The following is a 21405-nucleotide window of genomic DNA, read 5'->3' as shown; positions in this document are numbered from 1 at the left end:
GGGGATCAGGCGTGCGGCGGGACCTCCGCGCGCACCCGGTGGGCGGCCTCGACGAGGTGTTCCAGCGAGGCCCTCGTCTCGGGCCAGCCGCGGGTCTTCAGACCGCAGTCGGGGTTGACCCAGAGGCGTTCGGCGGGGATCGCCCCAAGTCCCTTGCGCAGCAGGGCCGCCGCTTCACCGGCCGAGGGGACGCGGGGGGAGTGGATGTCCCAGACGCCGGGGCCGACCTCGCGCGGGTAGCCCGCGCCGGCGAGCTCGTCGGCGACCTGCATGTGGGAGCGGGCCGCCTCCAGGCTGATGACGTCGGCGTCGAGGTGCTCGATGGCCTCGACGATGTCCCCGAACTCCGCGTAGCACATGTGGGTGTGGATCTGGGTGTCCGGCCGGACGCCGCTGGTGGTGAGGCGGAAGGATTCCGTGGCCCACGCCAGGTATGCGGCGTGGTCGGCGGCGCGCAGCGGCAGGGTTTCCCGCAGGGCGGGCTCGTCGACCTGGATGACCGAAGTACCGGCCGCCTCAAGGTCGTCGACCTCGTCGCGCAGGGCGAGTCCGACCTGGCGCGCGGTCTCGCCGAGGGGCTGGTCGTCGCGTACGAAGGACCAGGCGAGCATGGTGACCGGGCCGGTGAGCATGCCCTTGACCGGCTTGGCCGTCTGCGCCTGCGCGTACGTGGTCCAGCGGACGGTCATCGGGTCGGGACGGGAGACGTCCCCGGCGAGCACGGGCGGGCGGACGTAACGGGTGCCGTAGGACTGGACCCAGCCGTGCTGGGTGGCGAGGTAGCCCGTGAGCTGCTCGGCGAAGTACTGCACCATGTCGCTCCGTTCGGGCTCCCCGTGCACGAGCACGTCGAGGCCCGTCTTCTCCTGGAAGGAGAGGACCTCCCGGATCTCTGCGCGGATGCGGTCCTCGTAGGCCGCCGTGTCGATGCGTCCGGCGCGCAGGTCGGCGCGGGCCGTGCGCAGGTCCGTGGTCTGCGGGAAGGAGCCGATGGTGGTGGTGGGGAGCAGCGGCAGGCCGAGGTGGGCGCGCTGGGCGGCGGCCCGTTCGGCGTAGGACTGGGCGCGGTGGCCGTCGGCCTCGGTGATCGCCGCGGTGCGGGCGCGGACGGCCGGGTCGTGGGTGATGCGGGAGGCGGTGCGGGAGGCCAGGCCGGCCCGGTTCGCGGCGAGTTCGGCCGCGATCGCGTCGGTGCCCCGGGCCAGTCCGCGGGCCAGTGTGCTGATCTCGGTGGTCTTCTGGCGGGCGAAGGCGAGCCAGCGCCGGATCTGCGGGTCGGTGTCCCGCTCGGCGTCGGCGTCGATCGGGACGTGCAACAGGGAGCAGGACGCGGCCACGTCGACCCGGTCGGCGAGGCCGAGGAGGGTGCCGAGGGTAGTCAGCGACTTCTGGTAGTCGTTGATCCAGATGTTGCGGCCGTTGACCACGCCGGCGACCAGGCGCTTGCCGGGGAGGCCGCCGACGGCGGCGAGGTCGTCGAGGTTGGCTGCGGCCCGGTCGGTGAAGTCGAGGGCGAGCCCCTCCACGGGTGCCTTCGCCAGGACGGGCAGGGCGTCACCGAGCCGGTCGAAGTAGGAGGCGACGAGCAGCTTGGGGCGCTCGGTGAGGCCGCCGAGCTCGCGGTAGGCGCGGGCCGCCGCGTTCAGTTCGGCCGGGGTGCGGTCCTGGACCAGGGCCGGTTCGTCGAGCTGGACCCATGCGGCGCCCGCCGCGCGCAGGTCCGCGAGGACCTGGGCGTAGACGGGCAGCAGCCGGTCGAGCAGGGCGAGCGGCTCGAAGCCGGGGGCCACGCCGGGTGCGGGCTTGGCGAGGAGGAGGTAGGTCACCGGTCCGACCAGGACCGGGCGGGCGGTGTGACCGAGGGCCAGGGCCTCCTTCAACTCCGCGACCTGTCGGGCGGATTCGGCGGTGAAGACGGTGTCGGGTCCGAGTTCGGGGACCAGGTAGTGGTAGTTCGTGTCGAACCACTTGGTCATCTCGAGCGGGGCCACGTCCTGGGTGCCGCGCGCCATCGCGAAGTAGCCGTCCAGGGCGTCCTCCGCGACGGCGGCCCGGTGGCGGTCGGGGATCGCGCCGACCATGACCGTGGTGTCCAGGACGTGGTCGTAGTACGAGAAGTCGCCGGTCGGAACCTCGGTGATGCCGGCCCCGGCGAGCTGGGCCCAGTTGGTCCGGCGCAGGTCGCGGGCGGTCTCCCGGAGGGCTTCGGCGCTGACGCGGCCCTTCCAGTAGCCCTCGACCGCCTTCTTCAGTTCGCGGTTCTGTCCCTGGCGGGGGTAGCCGTACACGGTGGCCCGTACGGGCGCGGCTGCGGACTCGGTGGTCACGGAACTCTCCTTCGCGAGCGTGTCTCCATGAACCCGGTGACGGGTCGCGGAGGCGAAGGGTGCCGGAACGGGCGGACCGCCGGGGTCGCGTACGGCTGGGGTACGCGACGGGAGGGTCCGCCTGAGGTGCACGCCGACCCGCCCACGAGGTCACCGGGAAACCGTGCGCGGTCGATCGCTCACGGGCAACGGGCAGGTCTTCGGACTCGCGGGCTCGCCTGCCGGTCTCCCGGCGGGCACCTAATGGCCGTCGCTTCCCAGGACCGGTTCAGGTCCCAGTGCGTATGACGGCGGTCGTTCCCGCTCACCGCTGCGGGGCAGTCCCGGATTCCCACCGGGTTCCCTCTTACGACGCGTCCCGCCTGGCGGACGGGGGCGAACCAGCTGCGAGGCCCACAGTAGGGCGGGCGGCCGGGGAACGGGCGCGCCTTCCCACATGTCGGATGGTGAAATGGGACACGGGAGGGGACCTCCCCGCCGTGACCGGCTACTTGTCCCGCTCGTGGTACGTCTTGCGGGTGTGTTCCGTGTGCGCGCGCATGATCGCCGTCGCGGCCTGCCCGTCACGGTTCGCGATCGCCGCGATCAGCTCGCGGTGCTCCACCCAGGACTGGTGGCCCCGCTGGCGGGCGACGGGGGTGTAGTACCAGCGGACGCGCCGGTCCACCTGCGCGGCCAGCTCGGCGAGGACGGCGTTGCCCGCGAGCTCCATGATCTTCGCGTGGAGCCGGGCGTTCGCCCTGACCGCGGTGTCCACGTCGTCCGCGGCGACGGCCCGCTCCCCCTGCGCGCACAGCTCTTCGAGCGCGGCGACGGCCTCGGCGCCGGCGTGGGCGGCGGCCAGCCGGGCGGCTTCGGCCTCCAGGAGCGTGCGGACCGTGAGGAGCTGGTCCGCCTCCTCCTCGGTCGGCTCGTGCACGAACGCCCCCTGGGCGGGCCGCAGATCGACCCATCCCTCGGTGCTCAGACGCTGCAGCGCCTCCCGTACCGGCTGCCGGGACACCCCGAGGTGTCCGGCGAGTTCGCTCTCGACGAGGTGCTGCCCGGGCTGGAGGGCGCGGGTGGTGATGAGCTCCAGCAGGGCCCCGTAGACGCGGTCACGCAGCGGGCCGGGCCGTTCGAGTTTGGGCACCGCCCCCTGCGGCAGTCCTGTCGACAACATCGCGGTCCCCTCCTGGGCAGCGCCGTCGGCTGCGTAGCGAAACCCCATGATGGATTGTCTTTCGCCTACAGTCTACGGCGCACCGCGCCGACCACCCGGACGGCCAACTCCCCCTCCCCCGGCCTGCGTCAGCCCTTGCCGACCAGGATTCCATCCTGTAGACAATATTTCGTCGACAACGTTCGGCAGTTCCTCGGTACCCTCGACCGAACGGAGTGCCACATGGTGAAAGTCGCAGTTCTGGGCGCCGGTGCGATCGGCGCCTACGTCGGTGCCGCGCTGCACCGGGCGGGCGCCGATGTGCACCTCGTCGCCCGCGGACCCCATCTGGCGGCCATGAGGGAGCACGGGGTCCGGGTGCTCAGCCCCCGCGGAGACTTCACCGCCCGTGCCCACGCCACCGACGACCCGGCCGGGATCGGTCCGGTCGACTACGTCTTCCTCGGCCTCAAGGCCAACTCGTACGCGGCGTGCGGGCCGCTCATCGAGCCGCTGCTGCACGAGGGCACCGCCGTGATCGCCGCCCAGAACGGCATCCCCTGGTGGTACTTCCACCGGCACGGCGGACCGCACGAGGGCCACCGCATCGAGAGCGTGGATCCCGGCGGCGCGGTCAGCGCCGTCCTCGCGCCCGAACGGGCCATCGGCTGCGTGGTCTACGCGGCGACGGAGCTGGCGGGTCCGGGGGTCGTGCGCCACCTCGAAGGCACCCGCTTCTCCATCGGCGAGCCCGACCGGTCCCTCTCCGAGCGCTGCCTCGCGTTCAGCGAGGCCATGCAGGAGGGCGGCCTCAAGTGCCCGGTCGAACAGGACCTGCGCAACGACATCTGGGTCAAGCTGCTCGGCAACATCTCCTTCAACCCGATCAGTGCGCTGTCCCGGGCCACGATGCGGGAGATGTGCCTGCACGGCGGCACGCGCAAGGTCATCGAGGTCATGATGACGGAGACCCTCGCGGTCGCCGAGGCCCTCGGCTGCAAGGTCGGGGTCTCCATCGAACGCCGGCTGGCCGGCGCGGAACGCGTCGGCGACCACCGGACCTCCACGCTCCAGGACCTGGAGCGCGGCAAGCCGCTCGAACTCGACGTGCTGCTGGCGGCCGTGGTGGAGCTGGCGGAGATCACCGGGGTTCCCGTGCAGACGCTCCGGACCGTCCACGCCATCTCGGACCTGCTCGCGCTGCGGACGGCGTGATCGCCGTGGGACGGGTCACGGAACGACGCAAGGTGCTCCGCATCCGGGAGGGCGCGGTCTCCACCCGGCCCGACACCCTCGTCGCCGAGGAGCCCATGGAGATCCGGCTCAACGGCAGGCCCCTGGCCATCACGATGCGCACTCCGGGCGACGACTTCGCCCTGGCGGCGGGATTCCTCGTCAGCGAAGGGGTGCTGGGCAGCGCCGAGGAGCTGCGGAACATCCTGTACTGCGCGGGAGCCACGGCCGGCGGAGCCAACACGTACAACATCGTCGACGTGCGGACGGCTCCCGGCCTGGTGCTGCCCGAGATCACGCTCGAACGCAACGTGTACACGACCTCGTCCTGCGGCCTGTGCGGCAAGGCGAGCCTGGACGCCGTCCGCACGACGGCCCGCTGGCCGATCCACGACACTCCCCCGGTCCGGCTGGATCCCGCACTGCTCGCCCGTCTCCCCGACCGGCTACGGGCGGCCCAGCGGGTCTTCGACCGGACCGGGGGGCTCCACGCGGCCGCGCTGTTCACCGAGGACGGCGAGCTCGTCGACGTCCGCGAGGACGTGGGCCGGCACAACGCGGTCGACAAACTGGTCGGCCGCGCCCTGCGCGGCGGCATGCTGCCGCTGTCGCGGACCGTGCTGCTGGTCTCGGGGCGGGCCTCCTTCGAACTGGCGCAGAAGGCGGTGATGGCGGGCATTCCGGTGCTCGCGGCGGTGTCGGCCCCGTCCTCCCTCGCGGTCGACCTGGCCGCGGAGACGGGCCTGACCCTCGTCGGATTCCTTCGCGGCGCCTCCATGAACGTGTACGCGGGCGAGCACCGCATCGCCCTGCGGGCCGCGGCCTCCCGGGGCTGACCCGCTCCCCGCTGCACGGCGGCGGGGTCTCTACCGGCGGGGAGCGCCCCCTGCGCCGGAGAGGCCCCGCCTCAGCCATGTTCCAAGGACATTGAATCGAGGAGAGACATGACGGAGCTCGATCCCGAAGTCGTGCTGGGCATGGCCGCCCAGGCACCCGACGGCATGGTGATCGTCGACCGCGAAGGACTGATCCGCTACTGGAACCGGGGCGCCGAGCGCATCTTCGGGTACTCCGCCGCGGAGGTCGCCGGGCGCAGCCTGGACCTGATCATCCCCGAGAAGCACCGCAAGCGTCACGGGGACGGTTTCGTGAGCGCGATGGAGAAGGGGGCGAGCCGGTACGGGGAGGCCGATCTGCTGGCGGTGCCCGCCGTGGGGGCGGACGGCCGCAGGCTGTCCATCGAGTTCAGCGTGGTGCTGCTGGCCGGTCCCGACGGCGCGGCCGGCCACTGCGGCGCGGTCATCCGGGACGTCACCGCGCGACGGGCCCGGGAGAAGGCGCGGCCGGCCTGACACCACCGCACACGCCCAGGTGCCCTGCACGCGAGGACCGCGTGCAGGGCACCTGGGTTTCCGGTTCGGGTGGGTCAGGCGACGACCCGGCCCTCGTGGAGCCTGCGGATGGCGTCCGCGTCGTAGCCGAGGCCGGCGAGCACCTCGTCGGTGTGCTCGCCGAGCAGCGGCGCGCCCTCGATCTCGGGCGTGAAGCCGGAGAACTTGATCGGGCTGCCCACCGTCAGGTAGGTGCCGCGTTCCTTCTGCTCGACCTCGACGATCGTGCCGCTCTTGCGCATGTCGGGGTCGGCGGCGAGCTCCTTCATGCTGAGCACGGGGGCGCAGGGCACCTCGAAGGTGCGCAGGATGTCGACCGCCTCGTACTTGGTCTTGTCCGCCAGCCACTTCTCGATCTCGCCGAAGATGTCCATGATGTGCGGCTGGCGGGCCGAGGCGGTGGTGTACTGCGGGTCCGCGGTCCATTCCGGCCTGCCTATGGCCTCGCAGGTGCGGGCCCAGTTCTGCTCCTGGATCGTGAAGTAGATGTAGGCGTTGGGGTCGTTCTCCCAGCCCTTGCACTTCAGGATCCAGCCCGGCTGGCCGCCGCCGCCGGCGTTGCCGCCGCGGGGCACCGCGTCACCGAACTCGCCGTTCGGGTACTGCGGGTACTCCTCCAGGTAGCCGGTCTTCTCCAGGCGCTGCTGGTCGCGGAGCTTGACCCGGGTCAGGTTGAGCACGGCGTCCTGCATGGACACCGACACCTTCTGGCCGAGGCCCGTCGCGTTGCGCTGGATGATCGCGGTCAGCAGGCCGATCAGCAGGTGCATGCCGCTGTTGCTGTCGCCGAGGGCCGAACCGCTGATGGTGGGCGGGCCGTCCCAGAAGCCGGTGGTGGACGCGGCGCCGCCGGCGGCCTGGGCCACGTTCTCGTAGACCTTGAGGTCGTTCCACTTCGAGTCGTCGTTGAAGCCCTTGACGGAACCGAAGATGAGCCGCGGGTTGAGCGCGTGGATCCGGTCCCAGCCGAGGCCCATGCGGTCCATCGCGCCCGGGGCGAAGTTCTCGACGAGGACGTCCGCTTCGCGGATCATCCGCTCCATGACCTCTTTGCCTTCGGGTGACTTGGTGTTGATGGCCAGCGAACGCTTGTTGCTGTTCAGCATGGTGAAGTAGAGGGCGTCGAGGTCGGGGATGTCCCGGAGCTGACGGCGGGTCACGTCGCCGCCGTCGATGCGCTCGACCTTGACGACGTCGGCGCCGAACCAGGCGAGCATCTGGGTGCACGCGGGGCCGGCCTGGACCCCGGTGAAGTCGATCACTTTGATTCCGGCGAGCGGCTTGCGGCTCGGGTCACTCATGGTGGATTCCTTCTCGTGAGGGGGCGGAAGCTACTTCTTCGACGGCTGCTTCTTGGGCGGCACGATGTTGCCGACGGTGATGCCCTTGGGGTTCAGGTGGGCGATGTGGCCGCTTTCGGTGCCGGCCGACGGGTCGATGGCGCAGTCGATGAGCGCGGGCCCGCCGGAGGCCAGTGCCTCGGTGAGGGCGGCGGTGACCTCGGCGGGGGTGGTCGCGCGGTAGCCCTTGCCGCCGAAGGCCTCGATCATCAGGTCGTGACGGGCCGAGAGCATCAGCGTCGTCGGGGAGGGGGCCTCGTCGAGCGGGTTGGCGTCGTCGCCCCGGTAGACCCCGCCGTTGTTCATGACCACGGTCACGACGGGCAGCCCGTAGCGGCAGATCGTCTCCAGCTCCATGCCGCTGAAGCCGAAGGCGCTGTCGCCCTCCACGGCCACGACCGGTGCACCGCTCTCGACCGCGGCGGCGATCGCGTACCCCATGCCGATGCCCATGACGCCCCAGGTGCCGCTGTCGAGGCGGTGGCGCGGTACGTGCATGTCGATCACGTTGCGCGCGATGTCCAGGGTGTTGGCGCCCTCGTTGACGATGTACGTCTCCGGGCGCTCGCGCACGACGTCGCGCACGGCCCTGAGGGCGCCCATGAACTGCATCGGGTGCGGGTCGGCCGCCAGCCGCTCCGCCATCTTGGCGACGTTCTGCGCCGAGCGGGCCGCCAGTTCCTCCCGCCAGGCGGCGGGGGCGCTGATCTGGCCGGGCTTGGTCCGCTCCGCGATCGCTTCGAGCACGGACTCGACGTCTCCGACGAGCGGTGCCGCGATGGGCTGGTTGCTGTCCAGTTCCCGGGGCTCGATGTCCACCTGAACGAACTTCGCGTCGGGGTTCCACTGCGGTGCTTCGCCGTGGTTCAGCAGCCAGTTCAGGCGGGCGCCGACGAGTACGACGACGTCGGCCTTCTTCAGGGCCAGGGAGCGGGCGGTGGCCGCCGACTGCGGGTGGTCGTCGGGCAGCAGGCCCTTGGCCATCGACATCGGTACGTACGGAATGCCCGTGGACTCCACGAACTCGCGGATCCTGGTGTCCGCCTGGGCGTACGCGGCGCCCTTGCCCAGTACGATCAACGGCCGCCGGGCCCCCGCCAGGAGCTCGATCGCCCGGTCCACCGCCTCCGGTGCGGGCAGCTGGCGCGGTGCGGGATCGACGAGCCGGCTCAGGGTCGCCGCGCCGGCCCCGGCGTCCATGATGGAGCCGAGCACCGCGGCCGGGATGTCGAGGTACACGCCGCCGGGGCGCCCGGAGATCGCGGTGCGCAGTGCCCGGGCGATGCCGCGGCCGATGTCCTCGACCCGGCTCACCCGGTAGGCGGCCTTGACGAACGGCTGCGCCGCGGCGAGTTGGTCCATCTCCTCGTAGTCGCCCTGCTTGAGGTCGACGAGGTGGCGCTCGCTGGAGCCGGAGATCTGGACCATCGGGAAGCAGTTGGTGGTGGCGTTCGCCAGCGCGACGAGCCCGTTGAGGAAGCCCGGTGCGGAGACCGTCAGGGCCACGCCGGGCTTCTTGGTGAGGTAGCCGGCCGCCGCCGCCGCGTGTCCCGCGTTGCTCTCGTGGCGGAAGCCGATGTAGCGGATGCCCTGCGCCTGGGCGAGGCGGGCCAGGTCGGTGATCGGGATGCCGACCACCCCGTAGATGGTGTCCACGTCGTTCAACTTGAGCGCGTCGACGACCAGGTGGTAGCCGTCGGTGAGCTCGGTCGGGACGTCGGCGGTCGCCGCTGTCTCCGGAGTCGAGGGGGCGGTCATGATCCGAGGTCCTCCTTGGACGGGTCCTGCGGTGCGGCTGCTCGTTCCACCTTCCCGACCTGGGCTCCGCGCGTCCAAGACGCATCGGCGACCACCTGATAACCGGCGTCTATCGACGGCTGCCGCGAGGCCCCGGACCCGGCTTCCAACTCCCTTGATAGGCAGCCGTTATCGCGCGTTCGCCGTTGCGTATTGGACGTGCACCTCCCCCGGCCGCAGGCTCGCTGGGGACTGCTTCATCAGACGTGGCGTGGGAGGTGGGGTCATGGCCGTTCCGGCGAAGACATCCGTGTGCGACGGGAGCGAGCACCAGGGCGAGTACCGGCCGCCCGCGATCACGGGGCTGGCCGATCTGCTCGACCCGCACGTGCGGACGCGTCCGCACGCCCGGGCGCTCGTCGTCACCGGGGACCGGGTGGACCTGTCCTACGGGGCCCTCGCGGCCCTGGCCGGCGAGGTGGCGGCCCGGCTCGGCGCCGCCGGTCTGCGACGGGGCGACGCGGTGGGCCTGCTCTGTGCCAACAACGCCGAGTTCGTGGTCGCCCTGCTGGGCGCCGCGCGGGCCGGGCTGGTGGTCGCTCCGCTCGACCCGGCGCTGCCCGGATCCCAGCTGACCGCCCGGCTCGAAGCGCTCGGCGCCCGGGCGCTCCTGCTCGGCCCGGCCGCGATCGGAGCCCGGGCGGCCGCGGGGACCGGCGTGCCGGCGTGGCCGCTGCGGGTGAGTGCCTCCCGGGCCGGGACCGCGACGGTCTCCCTGGACACCGGGACCCCGCCGCTGCGCCCCGCGGGCGGCGCGGCGCGCGGGCTCTCGGAGCAGGACGCGCTGGTGCTGTTCACCGCGGGCACCACCGCGGGCGCCAAGATGGTCCCGCTGACGCACGCCAACGTGGCCGCCTCCGTACGGGGCATCTGCGCCACCTACGAGCTGGGGCCCGGGGACGGGACGGTCGCGGTGATGCCGCTCTTCCACGGCCACGGGCTGTTCGCCTCGCTCCTGGCGTCCCTGGCCGGCGGCGGTCGCGTGCTGCTGCCCGCCCGGGGACGGTTCTCGGCGCGCACCTTCTGGGACGACGTCCGGGCGGTGGACGCCACCTGGTTCACGGCGGTCCCGACCATCCACGAGGTCCTCCTGAACCGGGCCGAGACCGATTTCCCGGGGGCGCGGGCGCCGCGGCTGAAGTTCATCCGCAGTTGCAGCGCCCCCCTGAACACGGCCACGCAGCGGGCGCTGGAGCGCACCTTCGGGGCGCCCCTGCTGTCCGCGTACGGCATGACCGAGTCCACGCACCAGGCCGCCAGCGAACCGTTGCCGGCGCGCGGACCCCTGAAGCACGGGTCGGTCGGCCGGTCCTCCGGAGTGGAGCTGCGGATCGTCGACGCACACGGGCGTACGTGTCCGGCCGGCGCCCAGGGGGAGGTGTGGGTGCACGGTCCGACGGTCACCCGGGGCTACCTCGACGACCCCGCGGAGACGGCCCGGAGTTTCGTGGAGGGGTGGCTGCGCACCGGTGACCTGGGTTCGCTGGACAAGGACGGGTACCTGTCCCTGACCGGGCGCATCAAGAACCTCATCAACCGCGGTGGCGAGAAGATCTCGCCCGAGCACGTCGAGGACATCATCGCCGGATGCCCGGGAGTCGGCGAGGTGGCCGTGTTCGCCGTCCCCGACCCGGTCTACGGGCAGCGGGTCGGGGCCGCCGTGGTCGTGCGCGAGGGGGAGGACGTGGGGACCGAGCAGATCCTGCGGTACTCCCGGGACCGGCTCGCGCCCTTCGAGGTGCCCGACCGGCTGGACCTCGTACGCGAGCTGCCGCACACCGCCAAGGGTGCGCTCGACCGGCAGGCGGTGGAGGCCCGGTACGCGCGGTGACGCGGCCGGCCGGCCTTCCGGTTCGAGGCGCCCGGCTCACCGCCCGCGTCACCACTCGGTTCACCTCACGCGGGGCCCGTCCGGCCGGGCCCGGTCGAAGAACTCGTCGAGCGCCAGCCCCTTCGCCGCGTCGACGAAGGCTCGCGCGGCGACCGAGCCGGGGGTCGCCGCGTGGATGGCCACCGAGATCTGCGTACCGGCCTCCGGGTCGACCAGGGGCAGCGCCCGCGTCCGGCCGATCACGGGCATCGCGCTCAGCCAGGCATGGGGCACGATGCTCGCCCAGCCGCCTCCCCCCACGTGTGCGTGGAGGGAGGCGATCGAGTCCGTTTCCACCTGGGGGCTCACCACGAGCCCCTTCTCCGCGAAGACGCGGTCGATGATCTGCCGGATCCGCATGTCGGGGGTCAGCAGGGCGAGCGGCAACTGCGCGGCCTCCGCCCAGGTCATGGTGGAGGCGCTCTGCGGCGTGAGCTGGTCGGCGGAGATCAGCAGCATGTACCGCTCCTGGTACAGGGGGACGACCTGCAGGCCGTCCTGGTCGCCGGGATCGAAGTGGGCGATCGCCACGTCCAGCTCGAACTCCCTCAGCTGGCGGTGCAGTTCCTTCGTCGACAGGCGGGAGCGGACCTGCACCTTGGCCAGCGGGTGCGCCGCGCAGAACGCGGCCACGGGGAGCGCCAGGGTCGTCGAGGCCGTGGGGTCCGTGCCCAGCCGGAGCGTCCCGGTGATCCCCGACTGGACGGCGGCCACCTCGGCCTTGAAGGCGTCCTGCTCGGCGAGGATGCGCTTGGCCCACACGACGAGCCGCTCGCCCTCCGGGGTCAGGCCCTGGTAGTTGTGACCCCGGTTGATGAGCGTCACGTTCAGCTCCCGTTCCAGCTTGGCGATCGCCGCCGAGAGCGCGGGCTGCGATACGTAGCAGGACTCCGCCGCCCGCGCGAAGTGCCGCTCCCTGGCCACCGCCACGAAGTACTCGAGCTGGCGGAAGAGCATGAGCGACTCCTAGCTGGGTGCCACGGGGCGGCCAAGGGTATCGGCGGGTGCCGGTCAGCGCATCAGTCCCACCGCGGCGACCACCAGCGGGTGGAGCCCGTCCCCGCCGGCGTCGACGTGCGCGGACAGCCGGGTGCGCATGCGCGGGTCCCAGAACAGGCGCAGATGGCCCGCGATCGCCTCCGCGGCCGCTCCGGGCGCCAGGTGGCCGTGATGGGCGGCGATGTCGTTGGCCATCCTGGACTCCGGCGGCACGGTGCCCGCCATCTCAGTTCCCCGCCGGGAGCGGGTGGACCAGGCCGACCTGGACGGCGGTCACCTTGTACTCCGGGCAGTTGGTCGCCCAGTCCGAGTTCTCCGTGGTCACCACGTTGGCTCCCGTCACGGGGTGGTGGAAGGTGGTGTAGACGACGCCGGCCGGCATCCGGTCGGAGATCTCCGCGTGCAGCGTCGTCCGCCCGACCCGGCTGGCCAGGGTCACCAGGTCGCCGTCCCTGATGCCGCGGGTCTCGGCGTCGTGCGGGTGCAGTTCGAGGACGTCCTCGGGGTGCCAGGCGACGTTGCCGGTCCGGCGGGTCTGCGCCCCGACGTTGTACTGGCTGAGGATCCGTCCCGTGGTCAGGACCAGCGGGAAGCGGAGGGTGCTGCGCTCGTTCGTCGGCACGTACGCGGTGACGGCGAACTTGCCCTTGCCGCGGACGAACTCGTCGACGTGCATGACCCGGGTGCCCTCCGGCGCCGACTCGTTGCACGGCCACTGCACGCTGCCGAGCTTGTCGAGGACCTCGAAGGAGACACCGGTGAAGGTCGGGGTGACGGCGGCGATCTCGTCCATGATCCGGGCCGGGTGCTCGTAGGACATGGGGTAGCCCATGGCGGTGGCGATCTCGCTGATGATCTGCCACTCGTGCTTGCCCGTCTTCGGCTTCATCACCGCGCGGACCCGGTTGATGCGGCGCTCGGCGTTGGTGAAGGTGCCGTCCTTCTCCAGGAACGAGGCCCCCGGCAGGAACACGTGCGCGAACTTCGCCGTCTCATTGAGGAACAGGTCCTGCACGACGACCAGTTCCATGGCCTCCAGGGCGGCCGTGACGTGCCCCAGGTTCGGGTCGGACTGGGCGATGTCCTCTCCGTGGACGAACAGGCCCCGGAAGGTCCCGTCGATCGCGGCGTCGAACATGTTGGGGATCCGCAGCCCCGGCTCGGACAGGATCGTGCCGCCCCAGAGCTTCTCGAACACCTCGCGCACGGCGTCGTCGGACACGTGCCGGTAGCCGGGCAGTTCGTGCGGGAAGGAGCCCATGTCGCAGGATCCTTGGACGTTGTTCTGGCCGCGGAGCGGGTTCACGCCGACCCCGTCGCGGCCGATGTTGCCGCAGGCCATGGCGAGGTTGGCCATGCCCATCACCATGGTCGAGCCCTGGCTGTGCTCGGTGACGCCGAGGCCGTAGTAGATGGCCCCGTTGGGCGCGGCCGCGTACAGCCGCGCGGCGGCCCGCAGTTCCCCGGCCGGTACGCCGCTGATCGCCTCGGTCGCCTCGGGGCTGTGCTCGGGGCGGGCGACGAACTCCGCCCACTCGGCGAATCCCTCGCAGCGCTGGGCCACGAAGGCCAGGTCGGCCAGGCCTTCGGTGACCACCACGTGCGCCATCGCGTTGACGACGGCCACGTTCGTGCTCGGCTTGAGCTGGAGGTGGTGCGCCGCCTGGATGTGCGGGGAGCGGACCAGGTCGATGCGGCGCGGGTCGACCACGATCAGCTCGGCGCCCTCCCGCAGCCTGCGCTTCATCCGCGAGGCGAACACCGGGTGCCCGTCGGTGGGGTTGGCCCCGATCACCACGATCACGTCGGCCTCGGCCACCGACCGGAAGTCCTGGGTGCCGGCCGACTCTCCGAAGGTTGCCTTGAGTCCGTATCCCGTCGGGGAGTGGCAGACCCGGGCGCAGGTGTCGATGTTGTTGTTGCCGAAGGCCGCGCGGACCATCTTCTGGACGACGTACACCTCTTCGTTGGTGCAGCGCGAGGAGGAGATGGCGCCGATCGAGCTCGGCCCGTACCGCGCCTGGAGCTCGCGCATCCTGCGCGCGACCGTGCCGATCGCCTCGTCCCATTCGACCTCGCGCCACGGATCGGTGATCCGCTCGCGGACCATGGGCTTCAGGATCCGGTCGGGGTGCGAGGCGTATCCGAAGGCGAAGCGGCCCTTCACGCAGGAATGGCCCTCGTTCGCGCCCCCGTCCTTGTGGGGCACCATCCGTACCACCTGGTCCCCGCGGAGCTCGGCCTTGAAGGAGCAGCCGACGCCGCAGTAGGCGCAGGTGGTGATCACCGACCTGGTCGGCATGCCGAGTTCGACGACGGACTTCTCCTGGAGCGTGGACGTCGGGCAGGCCTGCACGCAGGCTCCGCAGGAGACGCACTCGGAGTCCATGAAGCTCTCGCCGGCGCCGGCCGAGACCTTGGACGCGAAGCCGCGCCCCTCGATGGTCAGCGCGAAGGTGCCCTGCACCTCGCCGCAGGCCCGTACGCAGCGGGAGCAGGTGATGCATTTGGACGGGTCGAAGTCGAAGTACGGGTTCGAGGTGTCCTTCTCGGCGTCGAGGTGGTTCTCCCCCTCGTAGCCGTAGCGCACCTGGCGCAGGCCGACCACGCCGGCCATGTCCTGGAGCTCGCAGTCGCCGTTGGCCGGGCAGGTCAGGCAGTCCAGCGGATGGTCGGAGATGTAGAGCTCCATGACGCCCTGGCGCAGCTTCTCCACCTTCGGGGTCTGCGTGCTCACCCGCATCCCGTCCGCCACCGGTGTGGTGCAGGAGGCGGGCGTGCCCCGCCGGCCGTCGATCTCCACCACGCACAGCCGGCACGAGCCGAAGGGCTCCAGGCTGTCGGTGGCGCACAGTTTGGGGATGTCGATCCCGGCCAGCGCGGCGGCGCGCATCACCGACGTGCCGTCCGGGACGCTCACCCGCATCCCGTCGACCTCCACCGAGACCGTTGCCTCGCCGGGCCGCTCCGGGGTGCCGTAGTCGGGTTCCTTGAGCAGGGTCATGCCCGTCCCTCCGTCGAAATGGCGGCCGTGGTGCCGGTCGCTCGTACGGGTTGGATCTCCAGGCTCCGGCGGCCGCCGAGGAAGTCGTCGGGGAAGTGCGTGAGGGCGCTGCGTACGGGCAGCGGGGTCAGCCCGCCCATCGCGCACAGCGAACCCTCGGTCATCAGGTCGCACAGGTCGTCGAGCAGCGCGAGGTTCTCGTCGCGCTGCTCACCGGCGATGATCTTGTCGATCACCTCGACGCCGCGCACCGAACCGACCCGGCAGGGGGTGCACTTGCCGCAGGACTCCTCGGCGCAGAACTCCATCGCGAAGCGTGCCTGGGCGGCCATGTCCACGCGGTCGTCGAAGACGACGAGACCGCCGTGGCCGACCATCGCCCCGGCCGCGGCGAAGGCCTCGTAGTCCATCGGCAGGTCGAACATCGACGTCGGCAGGTAGGCGCCGAGCGGGCCCCCGACCTGCACCGTGCGCACCGGGCGTCCGGTGTACGTGCCCCCGCCGTAGTCCTCGACCAGCTCGCGCAGGGTGACGCCGAAGGCTGTCTCCACGATGCCGCCGTGCGCGATGTTGCCGCCGAGCTGGAACACCTGGGTGCCGCGGGAGCGTTCGACGCCCAGCTCCTGGTAGGCCGCGGCCCCGGCCGCGAGGACGACGGGGACGGTGGCCAGGGTGAGGACGTTGTTGACCACGGTCGGCCGGCCGAACAGTCCCTCGATCGCGGGGATCGGCGGCTTCGGTCGGACCGTGCCGCGCTTGCCCTCCAGGCTTTCGAGCATGGAGGTCTCCTCGCCGCAGATGTACGCGCCGGCGCCGACGCGTACGTGCAGGTCGAAGTCGAGCGCGGAGCCGAGGACGGCCTTCCCGAGCCATCCCTGCTCCCGGGCGACGGCGATCGCCGCGCGCATCGTGGCCACCGCTTCGGGGTACTCCGAGCGGATGTAGAGGTAGCCCTCGGTGGCGCCCACGGCGTGGGCCGCGATGATCATGCCCTCGATGAGCATGAACGGGTCGCCTTCCATGACCATGCGGTCGGCGAAGGTGCCGCTGTCGCCCTCGTCGGCGTTGCAGCAGACGAACTTCAGCTCGTCCGCGCAGCCGAGTACGGTCTTCCACTTGATGCCGGCCGGGAAGCCGGCGCCGCCCCGGCCGCGCAGCCCCGATGCGGTGACCTCCGCGACCACGTCGGCGGGATCGCGTTCCAGGGCCGCGCGCAGGCCCACCAGGCCGCCGTGTTCCAGGTAGTCCGCCACCGACAGGGGGTCGGTGACGCCGATCCTGGCGAAGGTGACGCGCGTCTGGCGGGCCAGCCAGGGCAGTTCGTCCACGATGCCGAGCCGCAGCGGGTGTTCGGCGCCGTCGAGCATGCCGGCGGCGAGGAGGCCCGGCACGTCCGCGGGGGTCACCGGTCCGTACCCGACACGGCCGCGCGGGGTCACCACCTCGACCAGCGGCTCCAGCCAGAGCATGCCGCGCGATCCGTTGCGCACCAGATCGATGCCCGTCTCGCCCTCGGCCGCGGCGCGTTGCAGGGCGTCCGCAACCGCGTCGGCGCCGACGGACCTGGCCGCCGAGTCGCGGGGAACGTAGACCTTGACCTTGGATCCGGGTGACACGTTCACGAGGAGGCCGCTCCTTCGAGGAGGGCGCCCAGTGCGGCCGGTCCGACGCGTCCGTACAGTCGTCCGTTCACCTCGAGCGCGGGCCCCAGGGCGCAGTTGCCGAGGCAGAAGACCTGTTCCAGCGTGACCGCGCCGTCCGGGGTCGTCTCCCCCAGGGCCAGTCCGGCCGCGCGGGCGTAGCCCACCAACTCCTCGGCGCCCAGGGCCTGACACGCCTCGGCGCGGCAGATCCGTACGACGGTGCGTCCGGCGGGCTCGCGGCGGAAGTCGTGGTAGAAGGTCACGGCTCCGTGGACGTCCGCGCGGGAGAGGTTGAACTCGTCGGCGAGCACCGGGATCGCCTCTTGCGGTACGTACCCCAACTCGGCCTGGACCGCGTGCAGTACGGGGAGCAGTGCGCCCCGCTCGCCCCGATGGCCGGCCGCCACTCCTCGGACCACGTTCTCGACTGTCACGTCACTCCCGCTGGTCGTCATGATCGCTCCCCCAAGAGCCGATAGCGATGCGTGCAGGGGACTGAGACGATACCGCATACAGGCTTCTGTATACAGTGTTCAGTGAGGATCGACCGCCGTTCCGGACCCTGTCCCACCCTCCCCTTCGCCGCCATTTTGCATACCAAAACCTGTATACTCGGGCCGCCGCCGGCAACCCTCCCGTCGGCTCCACTCGACAGAGCCGTCGGCCCACGGTCCCGGTGGCGGAACGGGGCAATCATGCGCGAGGCACTCACGGCCGCCGCGTCCCTGCGGGTCACCCGCCCGGCACCGCTGCGCCAGGCCGTCTACGAGGCCCTGACCGAGCTGATCGTCAGCGGCTCCCTCAAGCCCGGGCAGCACCTCGTCGAGGCCGAACTCGCCGAGTACCTGGGCGTCAGCCGCCAGCCGGTCCGCGAGGCCCTGCAGCGACTGCAGACCGACGGCTGGGTCGACCTGCGCCCCGCCCAGGGCGCCTTCGTCCACTCCCCCACCGACGAGGAGGCCGTCCAGCTCCTCAGCGTCCGCGCCGTGCTGGAGACCTACTCCGCCCGGCTCGCCGCCGAGAACGCGAAGCCCGAGGACGTGGAGGGGCTGCGCGAGCTCCAGCGCGAGGGCGTCGAAGCGCTCGCCGAGGGGGATGTCGCACGCCTGGTCGCGGCCAACACCGCACTGCACACCGCGATCACCTCGATGGGCGGGAACGCCGTGCTCGCCGAGCTGATCTCGGTGGTGAGCCAGAAGGTGCGCTGGTACTACGCCCCCATCGCGCAGCCCCGCGGCAAGGAGGCCTGGAACGAGCACGCCCAGCTCATCAAGGCGATCGCCGCCGGCGACGGCGACCGCGCGAGCGAGGTCATGCGCAAGCACACCGAGCGCACCACCGGCTTCTACCGCAAGCAGCTGGCCGCCCGCGCCGCCCAGGGCTGACGCCTCAGCGCTCCCCGCGCTCCGGCCCGGGCCCCGACCCAGGCCCCTGCTCCGGTTCCGGGGCGACCTCCCGCAGCAGGCCGGTCTCCACGTCGAAGACGAAGCCCCGTACGTCGTCGGTACGGGGCAGGAACGGGGAACCGCGCACCCGCCGCATCGATTGCCGTACGTTCTGGTCCACGTCCCGGAAGGCGTCGACGGCCCAGGTGGGCCGCTGGCCGACCTCGGCCTCCAGGTCGAGCCGGAAGTCCTCGGTCAGGCTCTGCAGACCGCAGCCGGTGTGGTGGATCAGGACGATGCTGCGGGTGCCGAGGGCGCGCTGGCTGATCGTCAGGGAGCGGATCGTATCGTCGGTGACCACACCGCCCGCGTTGCGCAGGGTGTGGCAGTCGCCCAGTTCCAGGCCGAGCGCGGCGTGCAGGTCGATCCGGGCGTCCATGCAGGACACCACCGCGACGCCGAGGACCGGGCGGGCGCCCGTGCCGGGGCCGGTGAATCCGGCGGCGTACGACCGGTTGGACTCCACGAGCCGGTCGGTGACCGTCCCGCCGTCGGGTGTCGGCGGCGCGGCCACGGGTCAGATCACCCCCTGGCTCTTCAGGAGCGGCAGTTCCTCCGGCGAGAGGCCCAGCTCGCGCAGGTAGACCTCCTCGTTGTGCTCGCCCAGCAGCGGGGACCGCTCCACCTTCACCGGGGAGTCGGACAGCTTCAGCGGACTGCCGACCGTCACGTAGGTACCGCGCTCGGGGTGCTCGACCTCGACGACGATCTCGTTGGCGATGAGCGAGGCGTCCTCGATGATCTCCTTGGTGGACAGGACCGGCCCGCAGGGGATGCCGTGCGCGTTGAGCGTCTCCAGCACCCGCATCTTGGGGAGCGTGCTCGTCCACTCCTCGATGAGCTGGAACATCTTGCCGAGCTTGGGCAACCGGGCCTCCGGCGTGGCCCATTCGGGGTCCTCGGACAGCTCGGGCCGGCCGATGAGCTCGCTGACCGGCTGCCAGCCGGCGGGCTGGACGATCACGTACACGTAGTCGTTCGGCCCGCCCGGCGCACACCGGACCGCCCACCCGGGCTGGCCGCCCCCGCTCGCGTTGCCCGAGCGCGGCACCTCGTCGCCGAAGTCCTCGTTCGGGAACTCCGCGAGCGGTCCGCGGGCCAGCCGCTGCTGGTCGCGCAGCTTCACCCGGCAGAGGTTGAGCACGGCATGCTGCATGGCCACGTTGACCCGCTGGCCGCGGCCGGTGTGCGTGCGCTGGAGGAGGGCGGCGAGGATGCCCGCGACGGCGTGCATCCCGGTGCCGGAGTCGCCGATCTGCGCACCGGTGGCGAGCGGCGGTCCGTCCTCGAAGCCGGTGGTGGACATCGAGCCGCCCATGGCCTGGGCGACGACCTCGTACGCCTTGTAGTCGGTGTACGGGCCTTCGCCGAAGCCCTTGATGGAGGCGTAGACGATGCGCGGGTTGATCTCCCGGATGCGGTCCCAGGTGAAGCCCATGCGGTCGACCGCGCCCGGCCCGAAGTTCTCGACCATGACGTCGGAGCCGCGGATCAGCTCGGTCAGGATCTCCTTGCCGCGCGGGGTCTTGGTGTTCAGGGTGACACTGCGCTTGTTGCCGTTGAGCATCGTGAAGTAGAGGCTGTCCACGTCCGGAAGATCGCGCAGCTGGCGCCGGGTGATGTCCCCGCCCGGGGGCTCGACCTTGACCACGTCGGCACCGAGCCACGCGAGGATCTGGGTTGCGGAGGGGCCGGACTGCACGTGCGTCATGTCCAGGACGCGGACGCCTTCAAGGGCCTTCTTCATGATCGCCACCTCGGTTGTGCGTCGTCGCTTGTACGTCGCCGCTTGTACGCCGTCACGTGTACGTCGTCTCGCGTACGGGCCCGGCCCTGACACCGGCAGCGGCGTCAGGGCCGTCGCCCAGGTCATCCCTTCGGCAGGCCCGGGGACTTGAGGAACACCGCCAGTACGGCCGACATCAGTCCGACGCATCCGGCGATCACGAAGGCTCCTTCGTAGCCCCACGCGCCGACCACCACCGCGCCCATGCCGGAGCCGACCAGGCCCGAGATCAGCTTCGAGCTGTAGACGATCCCGTAGTTGGAGGCGTTGTTGTTCTCGCCGAAGTAGTCGGCGGTCATGGCGGCGAAGAGCGGGAAGATCGCCCCGCCGCCGAATCCGGAGACCATCGAGCAGAAGAGGAAGAACGGCATGCTGCCCATCGACCCGGAGACCAGCACCCCGAACTGGGCGGTCCCCAGCACCAGGCAGACGATGACCAGCGTGTTGCGTCTGCCGTAGCGGTCGGATATCCACCCGATCACCCCGCGGCCCGTGCCGTTCACGATGGCCTTCAGCGACATCGCCGTGGCGACGATTCCTCCCGCGAAGCCCATGTCCTTGCCGAAGGGCACCTGGAAGGCGATGCCGAAGATGTTGATGCCGGCCGTGCAGAGCAGGCAGAACCACATCATCCACAGGAGCGGCGTGCGCGCGGCCTCCCGCGGCGTGTACTGCTTCGCCGCCGGCGGGTTGACCGCCAGGGCCCGCCGGATCCGCGGGTCCTCGGACACCTTCAGGGGGTCCACGTGGGCGGGCCACCAGCCCTTGGGCGGGTCCTTGAAGAACCAGCCCGCCGCCGCCACCAGCGCACACAGGCCGAAGCCCACACAGGTGAAGAGCACCTTGTAGTTGTGAAGGTCCAGGACCGAGGTGAACAGGAAGACGAAGGGCACCGAGCCGTAGGCGAAACCGCCGTTGACCAGGCCGGTCTTGCCGCCCTTCCGCTCCGGGTACCACTTGCCGACCATGTTCACGCAGGTCGCGTAGACCAGGCCGGCCCCGATGCCGCTGAACATGCCGAATCCGATGTAGGCCACGATCACGTGCGGCGCGAACGCGAGGGAGAGGTAGCCCAGCACCGTGCCGAGCGCGCCCAGCATCATGGCGTACCGCGCGGGCAGCCTTCCGCTCTCGCGCAGCTGACCGGCGGGGAAGGCGACGGCGGCCTGGAAGAAGACCCAGACGCCCATCAGCCAGAAGATGTGGCCGCTCGACCAGAGATGGGCCTCGCTCAGCGTTTCCTCGGCGGAGGTGAACGCGTACTCCGAGGAACTGATGCCCAGCATGCCCATCCACGGGAAGAGCACCATCGTCCAGCGCGGACGTCCCATGATGTCGCGGTCGGTTTCCCCGATGCGGTACAGGCGGCCTCCGGCGTCCGTCACCTCCCTGTAGGCGACGGGCGTTGCGTAGTCGGTGGTTGTCATGT

17 protein-coding genes and 1 riboswitch are annotated in these 21405 nt (G+C 71.3%); of the genes, 5 read left to right on the top strand and 12 right to left on the bottom strand.

The annotated features are described in order from the left end of the window. Window positions 1-5 precede the first annotated feature (5 nt). Window positions 6-2327, bottom strand: a complete 2322-nt coding sequence (gene metE, locus AC3IX6_RS33345) for a 5-methyltetrahydropteroyltriglutamate--homocysteine S-methyltransferase (protein ID WP_489367007.1) — start codon at window positions 2325-2327, stop codon at window positions 6-8. Between the two features lie 174 nt (window positions 2328-2501). Continuing rightward, a riboswitch (cobalamin riboswitch) is annotated at window positions 2502-2727 on the bottom strand. 87 nt (window positions 2728-2814) lie between these two features. Next, window positions 2815-3489, bottom strand: a complete 675-nt coding sequence (locus AC3IX6_RS33340) for a GntR family transcriptional regulator (RefSeq protein ID WP_489367006.1) — start codon at window positions 3487-3489, stop codon at window positions 2815-2817. Window positions 3490-3714: 225 nt separating this feature from the next. Here AC3IX6_RS33340 and AC3IX6_RS33335 point away from each other — a divergent pair, with 225 nt between their 5' ends. From AC3IX6_RS33335 to AC3IX6_RS33325, 3 genes are all read left to right on the top strand, one after another. Further along, a complete protein-coding gene (locus AC3IX6_RS33335; RefSeq protein WP_489371638.1) occupies window positions 3715-4683 on the top strand; it encodes a 2-dehydropantoate 2-reductase in 969 nt (322 codons plus the stop codon). Window positions 4684-4688: 5 nt separating this feature from the next. After that, window positions 4689-5537: a formate dehydrogenase accessory sulfurtransferase FdhD gene (fdhD, locus tag AC3IX6_RS33330; protein WP_489367005.1), complete on the top strand. Its 849-nt coding sequence runs from the start codon at window positions 4689-4691 to the stop codon at window positions 5535-5537. Between the two features lie 108 nt (window positions 5538-5645). Further along, on the top strand, window positions 5646-6053 hold the full coding sequence (locus tag AC3IX6_RS33325; protein ID WP_489367004.1) for a PAS domain-containing protein: 408 nt from the start codon (window positions 5646-5648) through the stop codon (window positions 6051-6053). A 74-nt stretch (window positions 6054-6127) separates the two neighbouring features. Here the strand turns inward: AC3IX6_RS33325 and frc (AC3IX6_RS33320) are convergent, their stop codons facing one another. After that, window positions 6128-7393 carry a formyl-CoA transferase gene (frc, locus tag AC3IX6_RS33320; RefSeq protein ID WP_489367003.1) on the bottom strand — a complete coding sequence of 422 codons (1266 nt, stop codon included), beginning with the start codon at window positions 7391-7393 and terminating at the stop codon, window positions 6128-6130. A gap of 30 nt (window positions 7394-7423) precedes the next feature. Next, window positions 7424-9190 (bottom strand): oxalyl-CoA decarboxylase, encoded by a 1767-nt coding sequence (gene oxc / locus AC3IX6_RS33315; protein ID WP_489367002.1) that lies wholly within the window; start codon window positions 9188-9190, stop codon window positions 7424-7426. Between the two features lie 265 nt (window positions 9191-9455). On the opposite strand from oxc, the gene AC3IX6_RS33310 reads away from it, so the two are divergent. Continuing rightward, window positions 9456-11060 (top strand): FadD7 family fatty acid--CoA ligase, encoded by a 1605-nt coding sequence (locus AC3IX6_RS33310; protein ID WP_489367001.1) that lies wholly within the window; start codon window positions 9456-9458, stop codon window positions 11058-11060. Window positions 11061-11120: 60 nt separating this feature from the next. On the opposite strand, the gene AC3IX6_RS33305 is transcribed toward AC3IX6_RS33310, so the two are convergent. From AC3IX6_RS33305 to AC3IX6_RS33285, 5 genes are read right to left on the bottom strand one after another with little or no spacing between them, the layout of a single operon-like run. Beyond that, window positions 11121-12056, bottom strand: a complete 936-nt coding sequence (locus AC3IX6_RS33305; RefSeq protein WP_489367000.1) for a LysR family transcriptional regulator — start codon at window positions 12054-12056, stop codon at window positions 11121-11123. A 54-nt stretch (window positions 12057-12110) separates the two neighbouring features. Continuing rightward, window positions 12111-12323, bottom strand: a complete 213-nt coding sequence (locus AC3IX6_RS33300) for a formate dehydrogenase subunit delta (RefSeq protein ID WP_489366999.1) — start codon at window positions 12321-12323, stop codon at window positions 12111-12113. 1 nt (window position 12324) lies between these two features. Continuing rightward, window positions 12325-15102: a formate dehydrogenase subunit alpha gene (gene fdhF / locus AC3IX6_RS33295; protein ID WP_489366998.1), complete on the bottom strand. Its 2778-nt coding sequence runs from the start codon at window positions 15100-15102 to the stop codon at window positions 12325-12327. Continuing rightward, the gene (locus tag AC3IX6_RS33290; protein ID WP_489366997.1) at window positions 15099-16724 is read right to left on the bottom strand and encodes a formate dehydrogenase beta subunit; all 1626 of its coding nucleotides are present in this window, start codon (window positions 16722-16724) and stop codon (window positions 15099-15101) included. Before AC3IX6_RS33290 ends, fdhF begins: the two co-directional genes overlap by 4 nt. Continuing rightward, complete coding sequence (locus tag AC3IX6_RS33285; protein WP_489366996.1) at window positions 16721-17200, bottom strand: NAD(P)H-dependent oxidoreductase subunit E; 480 nt, start codon at window positions 17198-17200, stop codon at window positions 16721-16723. The genes AC3IX6_RS33290 and AC3IX6_RS33285 overlap by 4 nt, the downstream gene beginning before the upstream one ends. Before the next feature lie 240 nt (window positions 17201-17440). On the opposite strand from AC3IX6_RS33285, the gene AC3IX6_RS33280 reads away from it, so the two are divergent. Beyond that, the gene (locus AC3IX6_RS33280) at window positions 17441-18130 is read left to right on the top strand and encodes a GntR family transcriptional regulator (RefSeq protein WP_489366995.1); all 690 of its coding nucleotides are present in this window, start codon (window positions 17441-17443) and stop codon (window positions 18128-18130) included. 4 nt (window positions 18131-18134) lie between these two features. On the opposite strand, the gene AC3IX6_RS33275 is transcribed toward AC3IX6_RS33280, so the two are convergent. From AC3IX6_RS33275 to AC3IX6_RS33265, 3 genes are all read right to left on the bottom strand, one after another. Next, complete coding sequence (locus AC3IX6_RS33275; protein WP_489366994.1) at window positions 18135-18704, bottom strand: beta-class carbonic anhydrase; 570 nt, start codon at window positions 18702-18704, stop codon at window positions 18135-18137. Window positions 18705-18707: 3 nt separating this feature from the next. Next, complete coding sequence (gene frc / locus AC3IX6_RS33270; RefSeq protein WP_489371637.1) at window positions 18708-19940, bottom strand: formyl-CoA transferase; 1233 nt, start codon at window positions 19938-19940, stop codon at window positions 18708-18710. A gap of 119 nt (window positions 19941-20059) precedes the next feature. Continuing rightward, window positions 20060-21403, bottom strand: coding sequence for an OFA family MFS transporter (locus AC3IX6_RS33265; RefSeq protein WP_489366993.1), 1344 nt, complete (start codon window positions 21401-21403; stop codon window positions 20060-20062). Window positions 21404-21405: the final 2 nt, after the last annotated feature.

The organism is Streptomyces sp. GL_141, from assembly GCF_057834385.1.
The sequence above is the reverse complement of the archived record's forward strand: the minus strand, read 5'-3'. Positions and strand labels throughout refer to the sequence as shown.